15 protein-coding genes and 2 pseudogenes are annotated in these 17,614 nt (G+C 55.5%); 9 read left to right on the forward strand and 8 right to left on the reverse strand.

Translation table 11 applies throughout. From position 1 onward, the window contains the following. Positions 1-32: 32 nt before the first annotated feature. Both tmk and mltG read right to left on the reverse strand, forming a co-directional pair. A complete protein-coding gene (gene tmk, locus ACI43T_RS05045; protein WP_377080741.1) occupies positions 33-668 on the reverse strand; it encodes a dTMP kinase in 636 nt (211 codons plus the stop codon). Between the two features lie 106 nt (positions 669-774). Next, a complete protein-coding gene (gene mltG, locus ACI43T_RS05050) occupies positions 775-1,770 on the reverse strand; it encodes an endolytic transglycosylase MltG (RefSeq protein WP_405385723.1) in 996 nt (331 codons plus the stop codon). Positions 1,771-1,880: 110 nt separating this feature from the next. On the opposite strand from mltG, the gene ampD reads away from it, so the two are divergent. The 7 genes and pseudogenes from ampD (at position 1,881) to galU (ending at position 9,889) form a co-directional block, all read left to right on the forward strand. Continuing rightward, positions 1,881-2,441 carry a 1,6-anhydro-N-acetylmuramyl-L-alanine amidase AmpD gene (gene ampD, locus ACI43T_RS05055; RefSeq protein WP_377080745.1) on the forward strand — a complete coding sequence of 187 codons (561 nt, stop codon included), beginning with the start codon at positions 1,881-1,883 and terminating at the stop codon, positions 2,439-2,441. 131 nt (positions 2,442-2,572) lie between these two features. Continuing rightward, a pseudogene (locus tag ACI43T_RS05060) lies at positions 2,573-2,885 on the forward strand (cell division protein ZipA C-terminal FtsZ-binding domain-containing protein); the annotation flags it as partial. A 119-nt stretch (positions 2,886-3,004) separates the two neighbouring features. Beyond that, a pseudogene (locus tag ACI43T_RS05065) lies at positions 3,005-3,829 on the forward strand (cell division protein ZipA C-terminal FtsZ-binding domain-containing protein); the annotation flags it as partial. Between the two features lie 145 nt (positions 3,830-3,974). Continuing rightward, a complete protein-coding gene (gene ligA, locus ACI43T_RS05070; protein WP_405385724.1) occupies positions 3,975-6,488 on the forward strand; it encodes an NAD-dependent DNA ligase LigA in 2,514 nt (837 codons plus the stop codon). 273 nt (positions 6,489-6,761) lie between these two features. Further along, the gene (locus ACI43T_RS05075) at positions 6,762-7,796 is read left to right on the forward strand and encodes a linear amide C-N hydrolase (RefSeq protein WP_405385725.1); all 1,035 of its coding nucleotides are present in this window, start codon (positions 6,762-6,764) and stop codon (positions 7,794-7,796) included. A gap of 146 nt (positions 7,797-7,942) precedes the next feature. Next, positions 7,943-8,932, forward strand: coding sequence for a hypothetical protein (locus ACI43T_RS05080; RefSeq protein ID WP_377082179.1), 990 nt, complete (start codon positions 7,943-7,945; stop codon positions 8,930-8,932). 84 nt (positions 8,933-9,016) lie between these two features. Continuing rightward, on the forward strand, positions 9,017-9,889 hold the full coding sequence (gene galU / locus ACI43T_RS05085; RefSeq protein ID WP_009173903.1) for a UTP--glucose-1-phosphate uridylyltransferase GalU: 873 nt from the start codon (positions 9,017-9,019) through the stop codon (positions 9,887-9,889). Positions 9,890-9,964: 75 nt separating this feature from the next. Here the strand turns inward: galU and ACI43T_RS05090 are convergent, their stop codons facing one another. Beyond that, entirely contained in the window at positions 9,965-11,422 is a 1,458-nt protein-coding gene (locus ACI43T_RS05090) for a TrkH family potassium uptake protein (RefSeq protein ID WP_405385833.1), read from the reverse strand. 274 nt (positions 11,423-11,696) lie between these two features. Between ACI43T_RS05090 and ACI43T_RS05095 the strand changes: the two genes are divergently transcribed. Next, entirely contained in the window at positions 11,697-11,972 is a 276-nt protein-coding gene (locus ACI43T_RS05095; protein ID WP_009173905.1) for a type B 50S ribosomal protein L31, read from the forward strand. Further along, complete coding sequence (gene ykgO, locus ACI43T_RS05100; RefSeq protein WP_002213788.1) at positions 11,972-12,097, forward strand: type B 50S ribosomal protein L36; 126 nt, start codon at positions 11,972-11,974, stop codon at positions 12,095-12,097. Before ACI43T_RS05095 ends, ykgO begins: the two co-directional genes overlap by 1 nt. Before the next feature lie 240 nt (positions 12,098-12,337). On the opposite strand, the gene greB is transcribed toward ykgO, so the two are convergent. From greB to folC, 5 genes are all read right to left on the reverse strand, one after another. Next, entirely contained in the window at positions 12,338-12,829 is a 492-nt protein-coding gene (gene greB, locus ACI43T_RS05105) for a transcription elongation factor GreB (protein WP_308022701.1), read from the reverse strand. Positions 12,830-12,915: 86 nt separating this feature from the next. Then, positions 12,916-14,457 carry an amidophosphoribosyltransferase gene (purF, locus tag ACI43T_RS05110; RefSeq protein WP_405385726.1) on the reverse strand — a complete coding sequence of 514 codons (1,542 nt, stop codon included), beginning with the start codon at positions 14,455-14,457 and terminating at the stop codon, positions 12,916-12,918. A gap of 113 nt (positions 14,458-14,570) precedes the next feature. After that, the gene (locus tag ACI43T_RS05115) at positions 14,571-15,089 is read right to left on the reverse strand and encodes a CvpA family protein (protein WP_009173908.1); all 519 of its coding nucleotides are present in this window, start codon (positions 15,087-15,089) and stop codon (positions 14,571-14,573) included. A gap of 1 nt (position 15,090) precedes the next feature. Next, complete coding sequence (locus tag ACI43T_RS05120) at positions 15,091-16,266, reverse strand: SPOR domain-containing protein (protein ID WP_405385727.1); 1,176 nt, start codon at positions 16,264-16,266, stop codon at positions 15,091-15,093. Between the two features lie 11 nt (positions 16,267-16,277). Then, positions 16,278-17,555 (reverse strand): bifunctional tetrahydrofolate synthase/dihydrofolate synthase, encoded by a 1,278-nt coding sequence (gene folC, locus ACI43T_RS05125; protein WP_405385728.1) that lies wholly within the window; start codon positions 17,553-17,555, stop codon positions 16,278-16,280. Positions 17,556-17,614: the final 59 nt, after the last annotated feature.

A 17,614-nucleotide genomic window follows, 5' to 3' on the forward strand; every position in this document is an offset into this window, starting at 1 on the left:
GATTTGCATCTTTGCAACAGTCGGAATGCGTTTCAGACGGCTTGTCCGATAAAGCCGAAATGTGCGTCCAACGCGGCTTCGATGCTGGTTCTGACCGCTTCGGGGCTGCGGTTGCCGTCAATCACGGCGTAGCGTTCGGGGTTCGCGGCGGCACGGCTGAGGTATGCATTGCGCACACGGGTGAAAAAGTCCGCCTGCTCGCGCTCGAAACGGTCTTTTTCGCGCACCCTGCCGATGCGTTCCATCGACACTTCCAGCGGCACGTCCAGAAGCAGGGTCAGGTCAGGCCGGAAACTGCCCTGTACCCAATTTTCCAGCGTTTCAATGTCCTGCAACGGTACACCCCTGCCGCCGCCCTGATAAGCAAAAGTGGCGTCGGTAAAGCGGTCGGACACGACATGAATGCCGTTTTTGAGCGCGGGCAAAATCACGTCTTCGAGATGCTGCTGGCGCGCTGCGAACATCAACAGCGTTTCGGTACGCAAACCTGCTTTCGTCTCCGGATTGAGCAGGATTTCGCGCAGGGCTTCGCCGGTGGGCGTGCCGCCCGGTTCGCGGGTAAACAATACCGGAAGCCGTCTGGCCTCAAACCATTGCTTCATCACGGCCAAGTTGGTGGACTTGCCCGCTCCGTCTATACCGTCGAGGGTAATGAATCGGGGGTTCATGTGCTGACTCATAATATATAAATGTGTAAGGCCGTCTGAAAACGCAAATTATACGTTTTCAGACGGCCTTTGTTGACCGAAAACCTCAAAGTCTTATACGAACACCTTATTTCTTCAAAATATATTTTCTGACGGCGGCGTTGTGTTCGTTCAGCGTGTGGCTGAACTGGCTCAGGCCGGTACCGTCCATTTTGGACACGAAATACAGATATTTTTCAGCCGAAGGATGCGCCGCCGCTTCCAGCGCCGCCTTGCCCGGCAAGGCAATCGGCGTCGGCGGCAGGCCGTCGCGGGTGTAAGTGTTGTAAGGCGTGTCGCGGCGCAGGTCGGCTTTGCGGATTTTGCCTTTATACGCGTCGCCCATACCATAAATAACGGTAGGGTCGGTTTGCAGGCGCATACCGGCTTCGATGCGGTTGACGAACACCGACGCCACATGCGCCCTGTCGTCTTCGTGGGCGGTTTCCTTTTCAATCAGGCTGGCCATAATCAGCATTTCATATGGCGTCTTATACGGCAGCCCGTCCTGACGGCCCTCCCATGCGTCTTTCAGCCTGTTTTGCATGGCCTGGTAGGCGGACTTGTAAATCTGGATGTCGCTGCTGTCGGTGTCAATTTCATAGGTATCGGGGAAAAACAGCCCTTCCGGATTCATATCCGCCGCCTCCGGCGCCACGGCCTGCATCAGTTTGGCGTTGCTCCAGCCGCGCGTTTCGTGCACGATGTCTTCCGTGTCGTTGATAACGTAGCGCATGTCGGCGAACCGCATTCCTTCGGCGATGCGGACGGTAACCGAATCGGGACGGCCGCCGCGCAGTTTTTTCAATACGTTCCAGGCGGAAATCTTGACCGGCAGCCGGTACGAACCGGCGCGCAGGTCGTTGTGCGCCCCCGTCAGATAGGCCGCAGCCACGATGACATAGCGGTTGAAAACGACGCCGTCTTCGGCCAGCTTGCGGCTGACGGCGGAAATACCTTGGTTTTTCTCTACCTTGATGCGGTAGGTTTTGCCGTTGTCTTTCGGTACAAACAACAAGGCGGCAAATACTGCCGCCACTGCAACGAAAAAAACAGCAAGCCATTTCAACGATTTGTTCAACATAGATAAGACTCGTGCCTGTTTATTCGGGCGACAGTATAACCGAAAGCAGTTTGACTGCCGATGTTTTATAATAAACGCTCCGATTTGGGAACGAAAGGCCGTCTGAAAACATGGATACGACACCGAACCTCTGGCAAAACGGCTGGTGGCAGCCCGCGCGCCGCGCATCTTCGCCCAATTTCTGCGCGCGCGAAGCAGGGGAAAAAATCTCACTGGCGGTACTGCACAATATCTCCCTGCCGCCCTTCGAATACGGCACGGGCGCGGTGGAAAAACTCTTTACCAACAGCATCGACGAGGCGGAGCATCCGTTTTACAGCATCATCAAAAACCTGCGCGTATCCAGCCATTTCTTCATCGCACGCACGGGCGAGACGGTGCAGTTCGTTTCCTGCAACGATACGGCCTACCACGCGGGCGTGTCGTCTTTTGACGGCAGGGAAAGATGCAACGGTTTTTCCGTCGGCATCGAAATAGAGGGCTGCGACTTCGAGCCGTTTACCGACGCGCAATACGCCGCCCTCCTGCCCCTGCTCTCCGCACTGATGGAACAATACCCGATAGAGGCGGTAACGGGGCATCAAAATATCGCCCCCGACCGCAAAACCGACCCCGGCCATTTTTTCGACTGGCCGCGGCTGGAAGCAGCGGGATTCCCCGTCCGCCGCTGATTTTTCAGACGGCCTCCCCGCCCCGTATAAAGCTGTCGGCGGGCGGCAAATTTCGTTATAATCCGAGTATTCTTTTAACTTTACGCGGTTGAACCGATAATTCTTACCTTTTCTAAGAGCAACTCACTATGATTTATTTCATCGTATTGGCCCTCGTGGCTATTCTGGCCGTCGTCGCCTACAATATGTATCAGGAAAGCCAGTACCGCAAACAGGTACGCGAACAGTTCGGCCATTCCGACAAAGACGCGCTGCTGGGCAGCAAAACAGACAACGTGCGCGACGGTCGGCAAGCCTCGGGCGGAAAAGGGCTGATGTCGAGAAAAACGGCCAAACCGCAGCAAAATGCCGCCATGCGCAACCTTCAGGAACAAGACGCCTTGTTCGCCGCGCGCGTCGCCCAAGCAGCCGCAACCAAACCCGAAGTGGAAATCGCCGTCGAAGACGACTTTACCGACGAACCGGTCAAACACACCACCATCGGCCTGAACAACGAAATGACCACGCAGACCGAGGATATTTTCGCCGCCGTATCTGCGCCCGACGCCGGCCGCACGCTGGTCAGCCTTGACGAGCTGGTGCAAATCGAACTGCCGTGGTTCGACCCGCGCTTCGACTATCTGGCCTACATCGCCCTGACCGAAGCGCAGGAACTGCACGCCCTGCCCCGCCTGTCCAACCGCCACCGCTTCCAAATCATCGGCTGCACGATGGACGACCGCTTCCAAGTGGCCGAACCGATTCCGAGCGTATACTACCAAGGCTTCATCATGGGGCTGCAAGCCGTCAGCCGCAACGGTTTGGCCTCGCGCGAAGAGTTGGAACTGTTCAACCAGCAGGTTGACACTTTCGCCCAACTGATGGGCGGCAAAGTAATGCACACCGACGTCGCCGCCTTTACCGAAGTGGCGCAGGCGCTGGACGAATTCTGCGCGCGCGTCGACCAGACCATCGCCATCCATCTGGTTTCCCGCTCCAGCATCAGCGGCACCGAATTGCGCTCTGCGGTAGAAAGTGTGGGCTTCCGCCTGTCGGAAGATGGTCAGTTCCACTTCCCCGGCAACAACAACGACACCATGTTCAGCCTTTCCACGCTCGACAATTCGCCGTTTACGCCGTCGCTGCTGTCGCACCAGCCCTACCGCGGCTTCAGTATGCTGTTTGACATCCCCCACATTCCGGCCGGGGAAAAAACCTTCGACCGCTTTATGGATTTGGCCGTCAAACTGTCCGGCCAACTGAGCTTGGATTTGGTCAACGACAAAATGGAAGAGCTTTCGACCCAATGGCTGAAAGACGTCCGCAGTTATGTATTGGCGCGTCAGGAAGAAATGCAAAAAGTCGGCATCAAACCCGGCAGCCGTCAGGCGCAGCGCCTGTTTTCTTAAATCCGAAATCCCACGGCAAAGCGGATATGCTGTTACGGCATATCCGCTTTTTTTCGGGTAAAATCCGCCTGTCTTTATCCTTTATTTTTCATGATTTCAGACGGCCTCACGCTACCGCAGGCCGTCTGAAATCCCTTTATCCGCCATGAATCCAACCGCACAACGCATCAAACACCTCACTGCCCTCCTCAACCGCTACGCCTACGAATACTACACCCTCGACGCGCCCAGCGTGCCCGATGCCGAATACGACAAATTGTTCCGCGAACTCGAAGCGTTGGAACGAAACCATCCCGAGCTCAAGCTGCCCGACAGCCCAACCCAGCGCGTCGGCGGCGAGCCTTTGGCGGGATTTGCCGAAGTGCGCCACGAAGTGCCGATGCTGTCGCTGACCAACGCCTTCTCCCCGCAAGATGAAAACGGCGTGTTCGACCATGCCGAAATGTACGCTTTCGACCAACGCGTGCGCGACGGCTTGGACGGCGGCCATCCCGAATACGTTATCGAACCCAAATTCGACGGCCTCGCCATCAGCCTGCTTTACCGCGACGGCGTATTGGTGCAGGCGGCGACGCGCGGCGACGGCACGACAGGCGAAGACGTGACCCAAAACGTCAAAACCGTAGCCAATATTCCTCTTCGACTGCACGGTGAAAATACGCCCGAACTCATCGAAGTACGCGGCGAAGTGCTGATGCAAAAAGCCGATTTCGCCGCTCTCAATAAAAGACAAGCTGAAAACGGGCAAAAACCCTTTGCCAACCCGCGCAACGCCGCCGCCGGCAGCCTGCGCCAACTCGATTCGCGCATCACCGCGCAACGCAAACTGCACTTTTTCCCCTACTCCATCGCCCGTCAGCAAGGCGGTTTCGTCGCGGAAGAACACATCCAAGAACTCGCCTATTTCCAAGAGCTCGGCTTCAGCCTGCCCTACGGCAATTTCGGCTGTTTCAAAAATATCGACGAAGTATTGGCGTTTTACGAACAAATGCAGCAAAAACGCCCCGAACTGCCCTACGAAATCGACGGCATGGTGGTCAAAGTCAACAGCTTGGCGCAACAGCGCGAACTCGGCTTTATCTCCCGCGCGCCGCGCTGGGCGATTGCCCACAAATTCCCCGCCGAAGAAGCCCTGACCGTCGTCGAAGCCATAGACGTGCAAATCGGGCGCACCGGCGCCGTTACCCCCGTCGCCCGCCTGCAACCCGTATTCGTCGGCGGCGTAACCGTCACCAACGCCACCCTGCACAATCAGGACGAAGTATCGCGCAAAGACGTGCGCGTCGGCGATACCGTCGTCGTGCGCCGCGCCGGAGACGTGATTCCCGAGGTCGTGCGCGTGATTTTCGAACGCCGCCCGATGCAGAAAACTACCGTTGCCGTTTCAGACGACCTCAAACATCAACAAGACGACCTGTTTGCCGAAACACCGTCCGCCAACCAAACCCAATCCGTTCCGCTACACAAGCCCTACCGCCTGCCGACCCATTGCCCCATCTGCCATAGCGAAATCGAACGCGAAGAAGGCGAAGCCGTCGCCAGATGCAGCGGCAGCATGCTTTGTCAGGCACAACGCGCGCAAGGCTTAATCCACTTCGCCTCACGCAAAGCGATGGACATCGACGGACTCGGTCAAAAACAAATCGAACAGCTTGTCGCCCAAGACCTCGTCCGCCATTTCGCCGACCTCTACCGCCTCGACATCCCGACCTTGCAAAAAATGAAGGAAACGGCGGATAAAGCGTCATCTGAAAACGAAAACGGCGACGCCGAAACGGTTTCAGGCGACCTGTCTGAATCCAACACCCAAAACGGCAAAAAACAACCGACCAAGTGGGCGGAAAACATTCTCGCAGGCATAGAAGCCAGCAAAACGCCCGAACTCGCCCGCTTCCTGTTTGCGCTCGGCATCCGCCACGTCGGCGAACGCACCGCCAAAACGCTGGCGCAGGCATTCGGTTCGCTGGAACACGTCCGCCGCGCACCCGAACCCATCCTCGCCTGCCTGCCCGACATCGGCACCGTCGTCGCCCGCTCCATCGCCCACTTCTTCGCCCAAGACGCGCAGCAGGCGATGATAGATGAGCTGCTCGCCGCAGGCGTTGCCCCGCAAACCCAAGCGGTTACCATCCCACCCGCCCGCCACGCCGAGCCGCAACGCTGGATTGCCCGCCTGCCCGGTTTCAAAATCAGCGAAAACAAAGCCCAAGCCTTATGGGAACTCGCCGGCAAAAGCATAGAGGGCCTGCAAACCGACAAAGCCCTCCCTGCCGACTGGCAAACATGGCGCAGCGAAGCACAAAACGCCGCCCTGCTCGAAAACCTGAAAACCTTCTTCGCCCAAACGTCGTCTGAAAACCAAGATGAAGTGTTTTCAGAGTGCGCAGCCTCCCCGTGGGACTGCCTCAACGAAGCCGTAGCAGGCAAAACCTTTGTGTTAACCGGTACTCTGCCCACCCTCAAACGCGACCAAGCCCAAGCCTTGATCGAAGCCGCAGGCGGTAAAGTTTCCGGCAGCGTTTCCAAAAAAACCGACTACGTCGTCGCCGGAGAAGCCGCCGGCAGTAAGCTGGAAAAAGCCAATGCCTTGGGTGTGGCGGTTTTGAGCGAAGGGGAGCTGCTCGAATTGCTGGGTAAAGATGCCGGAGAGGCCGTCTGAAAACATGATGCCCGTATAAGCTTACAAAGCTTGCATATATCGCATGTATTTGATAAATATTGATATTTTTATTGTTTTAAACATATGCGCCGCATATACTGACCGGAGACAAAATAAGAACGCTACGGCACGTCCCGCTCCTCATCCTTCTTATTTTTAGACCTCTTGCGAGAAGCCCTCACGGCAGAGAAGTAAATTTGAGGCTTGGCTCTATGGCCTGCGGAAAATTTCCGCAGCAGCTCCATCACTCTGTAAAACGAAAGGAAACGATTGATGTGTACGACTTTCGCAGTCAACGGCAGCCGTTTGTTCGGGCAGAATTATGATTTTTATTTCGGCCACGGCTATCTTTTTTTCAACCCGCGCGGGTTGCAAAAATTCACGCTGACCAAACCGCCGCAACAGCCGCTGACATGGCGGAGCCGTTACAGCAGCATCACGTTCAACCAGTTCGGTTGCGAATTTCCGATAGGCGGAATGAATGAGGCGGGGCTGACCGCCGCCATCATGTTCGACGAAGACGGCAGTTTTCCGCCGAGGGAAGCCGGCAGCAGCCTGAACGAATTGCAATGGCTGCAATACCAACTGGACAATTTCGCCACCGTCGCCGAAGTAAAGGAACATTTGGGCCGCAGCATTCCTTACGCGGAATTTATGCCCCTGCATTATTCGCTGGCCGACCACAACGGACGCTCGCTGACGGTGGAATTTACCGACGGAAAGCCCGTTTTGCACGAGTTCGGGACATTTCACGTTCTGACCAACAACAATTTAGAGAAAACCATTGCGGTTCCGCAGGCGAAAAGTGAAGAGGAAATCACGGAAGAGCGCGATATATCGGTCAAACGCTTTAAAATCCTGACCGATATTCTGACGCACGCCCGACCGGACGAAGCCGACGTCGGCCAAGCCTTCGGCTGGCTGGACAAAATATCGTTCAAAAACAAGCCGCACGAAATCGGCTACCGTTGGTTCAGCCGCTCGGATGCGCCGTCTTACACTTTCTGGTCGATTGTATACGACATCAAAAACCTGACCGTGCATTTCAAAACGCTTGGGCATCCCGCAGTCAAAACCATTGCCCTGCGCGATGCTGCCGCCCTGTATAGAGGAACCGCCATGCTGGATATGGATACGGCGCAAACGGGAGATGTAACGGCCTCGTTTGTCCCGTTTGATACGGCGCTCAACCGCCTGCTGATCGAACGCAGCTATCTGCCGATGATGCCGGATTTGTCCGAAGCGTTTATCGATTTGCTGAGTACCTACCCGACCAAATTCGCCCAAACGCCTCCGGCTTCTGTTTAAATTTGAATGAGGCCGTCTGAAAAACCGGTTTTCAGACGGCCTCAAAAGTTTCCACCGCCGTCCGTTTGGCCGACCGCATACCTGATTTCCTACTGTTTCGCTATAATGGCGTCATTCTTACTCCGTAATATATTTGAAGGACGTCTATGGAACACTCTGAACAGCAGCCAGTACAGCAAACCTTGGCGCAACAGCCGAGACTTTTAGAAACACCCCGCCGCGTCAAAGCGTCGCAGGGGATAAAATGGATTTCGCAGGCTTGGAAAATTTACCGCAGAAACAAAGTCAAATGGCCGGTCATGCTCCTCATCTTTCTTTTTATCTCCATGTTGGCACAGTGGCTGGGGCAGGGTCTATTCCTTCTGTGTCTATACGTTGGTATATCGCCATCACAGCAAAGCAATACAAGCTTTAGTATTTTTAGCATTCTCTTCCTCCTTGCAGCCCCTTTGCTCCTCTTCTTAGGAACGTGGATCAGTATGTTATTCTCAGGCGGTATCATGTACGCCTGCAACCGGTCGGCCATATATGGGGAATTGAAATTCAGTTATCTGTTTGCCGCGTTTGCGACCAAAAAGAGGGCTTTCTTTATTTTCCTCCTACTCTATCTTGCCGTGACTATCGTAGTCGGCATTGCCATTATTTCTTTTATGGCCGCATTCAAGTCAGGCATGATAACAACTGAACCAAATCCTGCCGCTTCATTCTTGATATTGTTGATTGCCGCCGTATTCATCATTTTTTTCATTTCGTTATGGATGAGCATTTGGTTCGCAACGTGTCTGATTATGCTGCACGACGTCAAACCGTGGGCTGCCATGAAAATGAGTTTCACCGCCTGCCTGCGCAATATTCCTGCGGGGATTGTCAATATTCTGATGTGGATAGTTATCTATATCGGCCTGACAGTTGGCATTTACACCATCGTCGGCATCGCCGGCACCGTTATTGGAGTTTTTGCGCTTCTCTTTGGGGAAACCGCACCTAGTTTTGCCGGCGCCGGTATCGTGGCTTTTGGCATCATTTCCTATTATATCGTCATGATTCTGTCCGCATTAATCTTAGCCGTACTGGTCATCATCAACATCTACACCGCTTACCGCAATCTTCTGACCGATGCGCCGCTGGAAAACTGAAATCCGTTTGAACGTTTCACGACTTAATACAGTCTGACTGGGATATCGATTCTTCCGACACCCGCAAACATAAAAGGAAACTTTATGAAACCGATAAAAAAAGCCGTTTTCCCCGTTGCAGGCATGGGTACCCGCTTCCTGCCCGCCACCAAAGCCAGTCCCAAAGAAATGCTGCCTATTGTTGATAAACCGCTGATTCAGTATGCGGTGGAAGAAGCAGTAAAAGCGGGCTGCACCGAAATGGTGTTCATCACCGGCCGCAACAAACGCAGCATCGAAGACCATTTCGACAAGGCTTACGAGCTTGAAACCGAGCTGGGGATGCGGAATAAAAACAATTTATTGGAACATGTCCGCGACATCCTCCCCCCCAATATCACCTGTCTCTATATCCGTCAGGCCGAAGCATTGGGCTTGGGACACGCCGTTTTATGCGCGCGCGCCGCAGTGGGTGACGAACCGTTTGCCGTTATTCTCGCCGATGACTTAATCGATGCCCCCCAAGGCGCGTTGAAACAGATGGTCGATATTTACAATAAAAGCGGCAACAGTGTTTTGGGTGTGGAAACCGTCGAACCGTCGCAAACCGGCTCTTACGGCATCGTCGAAGTGGAAAAACTGAAAAACTTCCAACGCATCACCAATATCGTGGAAAAACCCAAACCTGAAGAAGCACCGTCCAACCTTGCCGTTGTCGGCCGCTACATCCTGACCCCGCGCATCTTCGACCTTCTGACCAATCTGCCGCGCGGTGCAGGAGGCGAAATCCAACTGACCGACGGCATCGCCCGCCTGCTTGACCACGAGTTCGTCCTCGCTCACGCTTTCGAAGGCAAACGCTACGACTGCGGCAGCAAACTGGGCTACCTTGAAGCCACCGTCGCCTACGGTTTGAAACATCCCGAAACCGGCGCGCAATTCGGCGAACTGCTGAAACGGTACGCCGCCGATTCTTGATTCCGATTCGCGCAGTCATACAAAGGGCAGGCCGTCTGAAAACCGGTTTTCAGACGGCCTGCCCTTTGTTTCAGGTTATTTTTTCCAATACGCGGGGGTAAACAAAATCAGCACGGTAAAAATTTCCAGCCGCCCCAATAACATCACCGTGGCACACAACCATTTCTGCACATCGCTCAACACGGCATAGTTATGCTCCGGCCCCACCGCTCCCAAGCCCGGCCCCGCATTGGTAATGCAGGCGATAACGGCTGTAAACGCGGAAAGAAAATCCAATCCGGCGGCCATCATCAGAAAGCTGAATATCACCACTGTCATAAAATAAATAAAGATAAACGACATCACCGCCAACGCCATGCGTTCCTGAATCGAACGGCCGTTGACTTTGACGGTACGCACGGCGCGAGGGTGCAGCAAAATCATCATTTCCCGCACACTGAATTTGAACATGACCAATCCGCGCACGTTTTTAATCCCGCCGCCCATCGAACCGGAACTCGCCAGCACGTTCGACAGGAAAAACATCCACAGCGAAATCATCAGCGGCCACTTGGCAAAATCGGCGTTGGAAAACCCGCTGGCCAATCCGACGGAAACAAAGTTGAACGCGGTAAAACGGATCGAATCGGCCAGCGAAGGGTAATACTCCATATACCAGAGGTACACCGCCGACACGACGATGCTGCCCGAAAGTATCGACAATAACACGCGGCACTCTTCGTCGCGCCAGTACACTTTCAGCGAGCGGTTGGCAAAAGCCGCAAAGTGGCTGACAAAATTAATCGCTCCGAACACGGTAAAGAAAATCAACACCCACTCAATCGATACCGAGTTGAAATAGGCGATATTGTCGTCATGCGTCGAAAAACCGCCCAACGCCACCGCCGACATGGCATGGCACAGCGCGTCAAACCAGCTCATCCCCGCCAGATGCAGCGACACGAATGCCGCCGCCGTCGTCAGCGTATAAGAAAACCACAGCTTTTTCGCCACCTGCGAAATCCGCGGCGCCATCTTGCTTTCTTTGTCCATGCCCGGGATTTCCGCCTTGAAAAGCTGCGTGCCGCCCACACCCAGCATCGGCAGAATCGCCACCGCCAGCACGATAATCCCCATACCGCCCAGCCAGTTGAGCATGTGCCGCCAGAAATTCACCGACGGCGCCAACGTGTCCAGACTGTTCATTACCGTCGATCCGGTCGTCGTCAGCCCCGACATCGACTCGAAAAACGCATCGGTAAAACTCATGTTCGGCATATAAAAATAAATCGGCATCGCCGCGACCGCCGCAAACGCCAGCCACAGCATCAATACCAGCGTAAACCCGTCGCGCGGGCGCAGTTCGCGGTTGAACCGCAGCGTCAGCACCCAAGCGGTACACGAACCAATCGTCGTTACCAACGCGGTATAAGCGAAAGCAGGAAACGCGCTGTCGAGGAAAAAATACGACATCAGCGTCGGCACCAGAAGCAGCATCGAAAACAGCAGCCCCAGCTTCGAGAGCACATGGATTATCGGAATGACTTTATACATATCTTCAAACAGACCCGTTCGGGCGGATTCGAATGTTTCAGACGGCCTTTGTTTCTGTAAACCCACAGGCCGTCTGAAAATACCGTTGCAACAAAACGAAACGTATTTTAGCAAATTACGTTGTGCGGGATATTGATATTTCACATATCCGCGCCGTTCCGCCGCCGGTTTTCAGACGGCCTCGGCGTCCTTATCCCGCCCGTCAGCCGGATGGGCTTGTCTTCCATACCGAATAATGTATAATGTTATACCATAACATAAACAAGGAGACGTAATGAAACAAAACATCCATCCTGAAAACTACCGCACCGTCCTATTCTACGACGGCGGCGCAAACGAAGGCTGGCTCATCCGTTCCTGCGCCGACACGCACGGCAAAACGATGGTCTGGAAAGACGGCAAAGAATATCCCTTGTTTTCGCTCGATACTTCTTCCGCCTCGCATCCGGTATATACTGGCAAACGGCGCAACGTTAATGTCGAAGGCCGCGCCAGCAAGTTCAACCAGCGCTACCAATCCATGATGTCTGCGTTCAGAAAGGACAAATAATGCAGGTTTTATCTTCCCTGAAAACCGCCAAACAACGCCACCGCGACTGCCAAATCGTGCGCCGCAGGGGCAAGGTCTACGTTATCTGCAAAAGCAACCCGCGTTTCAAAGCGCGGCAACGCTGATTTTTTGTTGTAACCACCTTAGCTGTTTGAAATGAAACTCTCCTCGGATTGCCCTTCCGGCAGCGTGAAAACGGCAATCCGGAACTTGGGTTCGGCCGCCTGTACGGGCGGTTTTTTTTGCGTGCCTACGGCCAAAACGGCGGCGTAAAACAAAACCGCGGCCGGACTGCCGTCTGAACCGCGGTTTTGCTTAATTAAGAATAGAATCAGTTTTTTCAGACGGCCTGTCTACCATAAACGTCAATCGATACGGATGTATTCCACCGATAAAATTTCAATTTCTTCCCTGCCTTCCGGCCCGTTCAACACCACTTCGTCCCCCTCGCGCGCCTTAATCAGGCAGCGGGCCAGCGGGGAAATCCACGAAATCTTGTTTTGCGCCGTATCGATTTCGTCGGCACCGACTATCCTGACCGTCTGCTCGCTACCGTCGCCGCGCAACAGGCAGACGGTCGCACCGAAAAACACCTGCTCGGTCGGTTCGCGCCGTTCGGGATCGACCACGACGGCGGCTTCAAGGCGTTTGGTCAGAAAACGGATGCGGCGGTCGATTTCGCGCATCCGGCGTTTGCCGTAAAGATAATCTCCGTTTTCACTGCGGTCGCCGTTGCCTGCCGCCCAGTTGACGACTTGCACGATTTCGGGGCGCTCTTTGTGTACAAGCCGGTACAGCTCGTCTTTCAACGCCTGCCAGCCGACAGGGGTGATGTAATTTTTGGTTTCGGTGCTCATAATATTTCCGTCCGCGCCAATGGTCTGCCGAGAGGCCGTCTGAAACGAATCATGGTTTTCAGACGGCCTCTCATCCTCAGGATTCGTTACTCTTCATCTGCCGTATCGCTGACGCTGATACTGTGTTCCATCTTGCTCGGATACACTTTCAAACCGCCGCAACCGGATTTTTCGGCAGACAGTCGGGCAAGATAGGCTTCGTCGATGTCGCCGGTCTGGTAAACGCCGTTGAAACAGGACGAATCGAACGAGCGGATGCCGGGATTCAGCTTTTTCACCACATGCTCCAAATCGTCGAGGTTCTGGAACACGATACCGTCTGCGCCGATTTCGGCGGCGATTTCTTCCGCGCTGCGGCCGTTGGCAATCAATTCCTCACGGGTCGGCATGTCGATGCCGTACACGTTCGGGTAACGGACTTCGGGAGCAGCAGAGGCGATGTATACTTTTCGGGCACCCGCCGCGCGTACCATTTCGACAATTTCGCGGCTGGTCGTGCCGCGCACGATGGAATCGTCTACCAGCAACACGCTTTTTCCCTGAAACTCGGTTTCCATCGGGCTGAGTTTCTGGCGCACGGATTTTCTACGCGTCGCCTGGCCGGGCATGATGAAAGTGCGGCCGATATAGCGGTTTTTAATCAGGCCTTCGCGATAAGGTTTGTTCAAATGCACCGCCAGTTCCATCGCGCTCGGGCGGCTGGTATCGGGAATCGGCATCACGACGTCGATGTCGCCCACCGGCAGCTCGCGCCTGATTTTTTCCGCCAGCGCCACGCCCATGTCCATACGCGCCTGATATACCGACACGCCGTCGATAACGGAGTCGGGGCGGGCGAAATAAACATATTCGAACAAACACGGACTGAGCGTGTGCCTGCCGCTGCACTGTCGTGAGAAAAAGCGGCCGTCGAACGAAATAAAAACCGCTTCGCCCGGTGCTATATCGCGCTCCAAATCAAACTCCAGCGCATTAAACGCCACGGATTCCGATGCAACGGCATAGGCTTTCCTGCCCCCGCCGCCGTCCTGAGTGCCCAACACCAGCGGGCGGATGCCGTAAGGGTCGCGGAAAGCCACCATGCCGTAACCCGCAATCATGGCAACCACGCCGTATGCGCCGCTTACCAGGCGGTGCACCTGCGCCACCGCGTTGAAAATATTGTCCACCGTCAGATGGTTGTCGGCATTTTTTGAAACTTCCTGCCTCAGCTCGTGGGCAAACACGTTCAGCAGCACTTCGGAATCGGAAGAAGTGTTGATGTGGCGCAGATGTTTGTAGCATACGTTTTCGTACAGTTCGGCGGTATTGGTCAGGTTGCCGTTGTGCGCCAACACGATGCCGAACGGCGAACTGACGTAAAAAGGCTGCGCCTCCGCGCTGCTGCCCGCATTACCTGCCGTCGGGTAACGGACGTGGGCGATGCCCGCGTTGCCGACCAAATCGCGCATATTGCGTGTGCGGAACACCTCGCGCACCATCCCTTTGCCCTTGTGCATATGAAACACGCTGCCCTCTGCCGTTACGATGCCCGCCGCGTCCTGCCCGCGGTGCTGGAGCATCTGCAATCCGTCGTAAAGCGGCTGGTTCACCGGTTCATAGCTGACCAAACCTAATACACCACACATGTGTTTTCTCCGAAACATACGGCGGACAAAGCGCCGTCAAAGAATAAAAAGCCTGATTCAAAATCAAACCGGTTTCAGACGGCCCGTCCTGTTAAAAGGCCGTCTGAAACCGGTTATCTGTTTAACTGCAACAACTGCATATCCGTATCCGCCGCCTGCTCTCCTAGCCCCTTGCCGGGCAGATACGGCACTGCCGACTGCGCCAGATATTCGAAATAGGGAATGCTGAACGACCGCCGCCATCCTTCGGTTTTCGGCAAATCGGTCAGGGAACACACCATCACGACCAGCGTAACCAGCAAGATGCCTTTGACCGCGCCGAACATGGCACCCAACGCACGGTTGACGCCGCCCAATCCCGCTGCCGACAAAGCCGAAGTGGTCAGGGCCAGCAACAGGCGCTGCACCAGCCACGCGCCGAAAAACAGCATGACGAACGACAGCCCTTTGGCCAACAGAGGCTGGAACGATTTGAAGGCAATATCGGCAAACGGTACGGCGAACCCTTTGGCGACAAAGAACGCCACGACCCATATCCCCAGCGATGCGGCTTCGGCCACCGCACCGCGCATCATCGACATCAAGACGCATATCAGGATGACGCAGCCGGCCAGCATATCGATTATGGTCATATCATTCTTCAATCACCGTGCCGCCGATACCGTGTACGCGCATTCTGTTCAAATCGTGTTCGGCCGCCACACGGTTCGGGTAAGAACCGGTTTTCACGCGGTAGACCTTGCCTTTGTCGGTATTGACTTCAAGAATGCCCGCATTGATGCCCGCCGCTTTCATTTTGCGTTGCAGGCTCAAAGCACGCTCTTTTTCGGGATAACCAGCCTGAATCGCCGCTTTTCCGCCTTTACCTTTAGCCGCGACGGTTTTGCTCTCTGCTGTCGGGGCCGTAGGGGCAGCGGGTTTCCTTGCTTCGGATTTCGGTTCAGGCCTTACCGCTTCGGGCTTGGCTTCCGCCTTCCTTACCGGTTGCTGCTCTTTCGGCTTGTCTGTCCTTGTCGGCTCGACGCGGCGGTATTCTGCCGCCCCGACGGCATATTGCTGTTCTTTTCTCGCTTCAGCCTGTTGCTCCGCCTCCCTGCGCTCGGCGGCGCGTTTCTCGGCGGCTAATTTCGCCGCACGGCGTTTGGCGGCTTCGCGCTCGGCACGTTGTTTCTTAACGGCGGCCTCACGCTCTGCACGTTTGGCGGCGGCACGCTGCTCGGCCAGCCGTCGGCGGCGCTCTTCGGCACGCTGCGCCTCATCCGGCTGCTCTGCCCCGCTGTCGGCGGTATCTTCCGCCATCGTATCTTCAATAACGGTTTCCTCTTCTGCTTCCGAACGACGTGCCACCTGCGTTTCCGGCTTGCGGGGGGCGGACGCTGCTTTGGGCTTGTCGGCTCGATCTTCCGTACCGTTATCCACCAACGTATCGTTAATCAACACCACCGGCGCGCCTTCTTCCGCCTTCATATCGGCAGCAGGCGCCGCTTCGGCATCGGCGGATGCTGCATCGGCGCTTTGCCGGGCGGACGAAGCCGCTTCAGAGGCAGGAACCTGCCGCGCCGAACCGGAAGAATTCGGTTCCCAAATCGCCACTTCCGGCTCTTCCGCCGACGCGGCTACATTTTCGACGGGAGCCGACGCGGCGGCGGTTTCGGCGGACGGTTCTTTATCCGCACCGGTATATAGCGCGCCGGCCAGCAGGATGCCGGACACCAGCACCAAACCGGAGGCACCTACCAAACGTCGGCGGTTTTTTCGTTTGAGCTGCTCGTAGCCGCTCAGCATCTCTTTTTGTTTATCGTCTGACATGCTTGGGATTCCTATGACAGCGCCGCCATGACTGCGGCGACGGTATGAAACGAACCGAATACGACGATTCTATCATTCTCGCCTGCTTTCTCCAAAGCGGCACGGTATGCTTTCTCTATATTTTCAAATACTTTTACATTCTCAATGCCGTGCTCCGACAGCTTCCGCACAAGTACTTCGGCCGTCATTCCGCGCGGCACGTCCAGCGGTGCGATATACCATTCGTCAAACTGGTCTTTGATGATGTCGAGCACGCCGTCTATGTCTTTGTCGGCCAATATGCTGAACACGGCGGTGCGCTTTTCGGCAAACATCAGGTTAATCAGGCTGCGGCGCAGGGCGCGGGCGGCGTGGGGGTTGTGGCCGACATCCAAAACGGTCAGCGGCCGGCCGGGCAAGACTTGGAAGCGTCCGGGATTTTCCACCAGCAGCAAACCGCGTTTAATGGCGGCGATGTCGACGGGCAGCCTGTCGCCGAGGCATTCCAGCACGGTCAGCGCGCAGGCAGCGTTGGAGAGTTGGTATGCGCCGCGCAGGGCGGGAAACGGCAGCGCGTTGCGGTTGCGCGTGCGGCCGTCTGAATTTTGCGGATGGTAACGATACGACCACTGCACGTTTTCCAGTGTGGAAAAATCAAAATCGCGCTTTATCAGCAGCAGTTCCGCGCCGATTTCCCCTGCATGGCGGCGCAGCGATTCGGGCGGCGGCGTTTGTCCGCAGATTGCGGGTTTGCCGCTACGGAACACGCCTGCTTTTTCGAAAGCCACCTGCTCCACCGTATCGCCCAAAAACGCCTGGTGGTCCAAATCCACACTGGTGACGACCGCGCAGTCGGCATCAAACACGTTGACGGCATCCAGCCGTCCGCCCAACCCGACTTCCAACACCATCACATCGACCTTTTCGCGGGTGAAAATATCGACTGCCGCCAATGTGTTGAACTCGAAATAAGTCAGGGAGATACCGGCGCGCGCCGCTTCGATGCGCTCGAACGACGCCACTATCGCCGCGTCTTCGACCGGACGGGTATTGACGGCGATGCGCTCGTTGTAACGCAGCAGGTGCGGGCTGGTCAGCGTACCGACCTTGAAGCCGGCCTGGGTGTAGATTTGCGACAAATAAGCGCAGACCGAACCCTTGCCGTTTGTGCCTGCTACGACCACAACCGGACATTGCGGTTGCAGGCCCATACGTTTTTTCACTTCGCCCACGCGCTCCAGCCCCATATCGATTAGGCCTGCGCTGTGTGCGGTTTCCAGATGGGAAAGCCATTCTTGTAATGTTTTCATTTCGATTCAGTGTTATTTTTGGTTGGTCGGACATTGAGGCCGTCTGAAAATACTCGATT

The organism is Neisseria oralis, assembly GCF_045062685.1.
Taxonomy (GTDB): domain Bacteria; phylum Pseudomonadota; class Gammaproteobacteria; order Burkholderiales; family Neisseriaceae; genus Neisseria; species Neisseria oralis.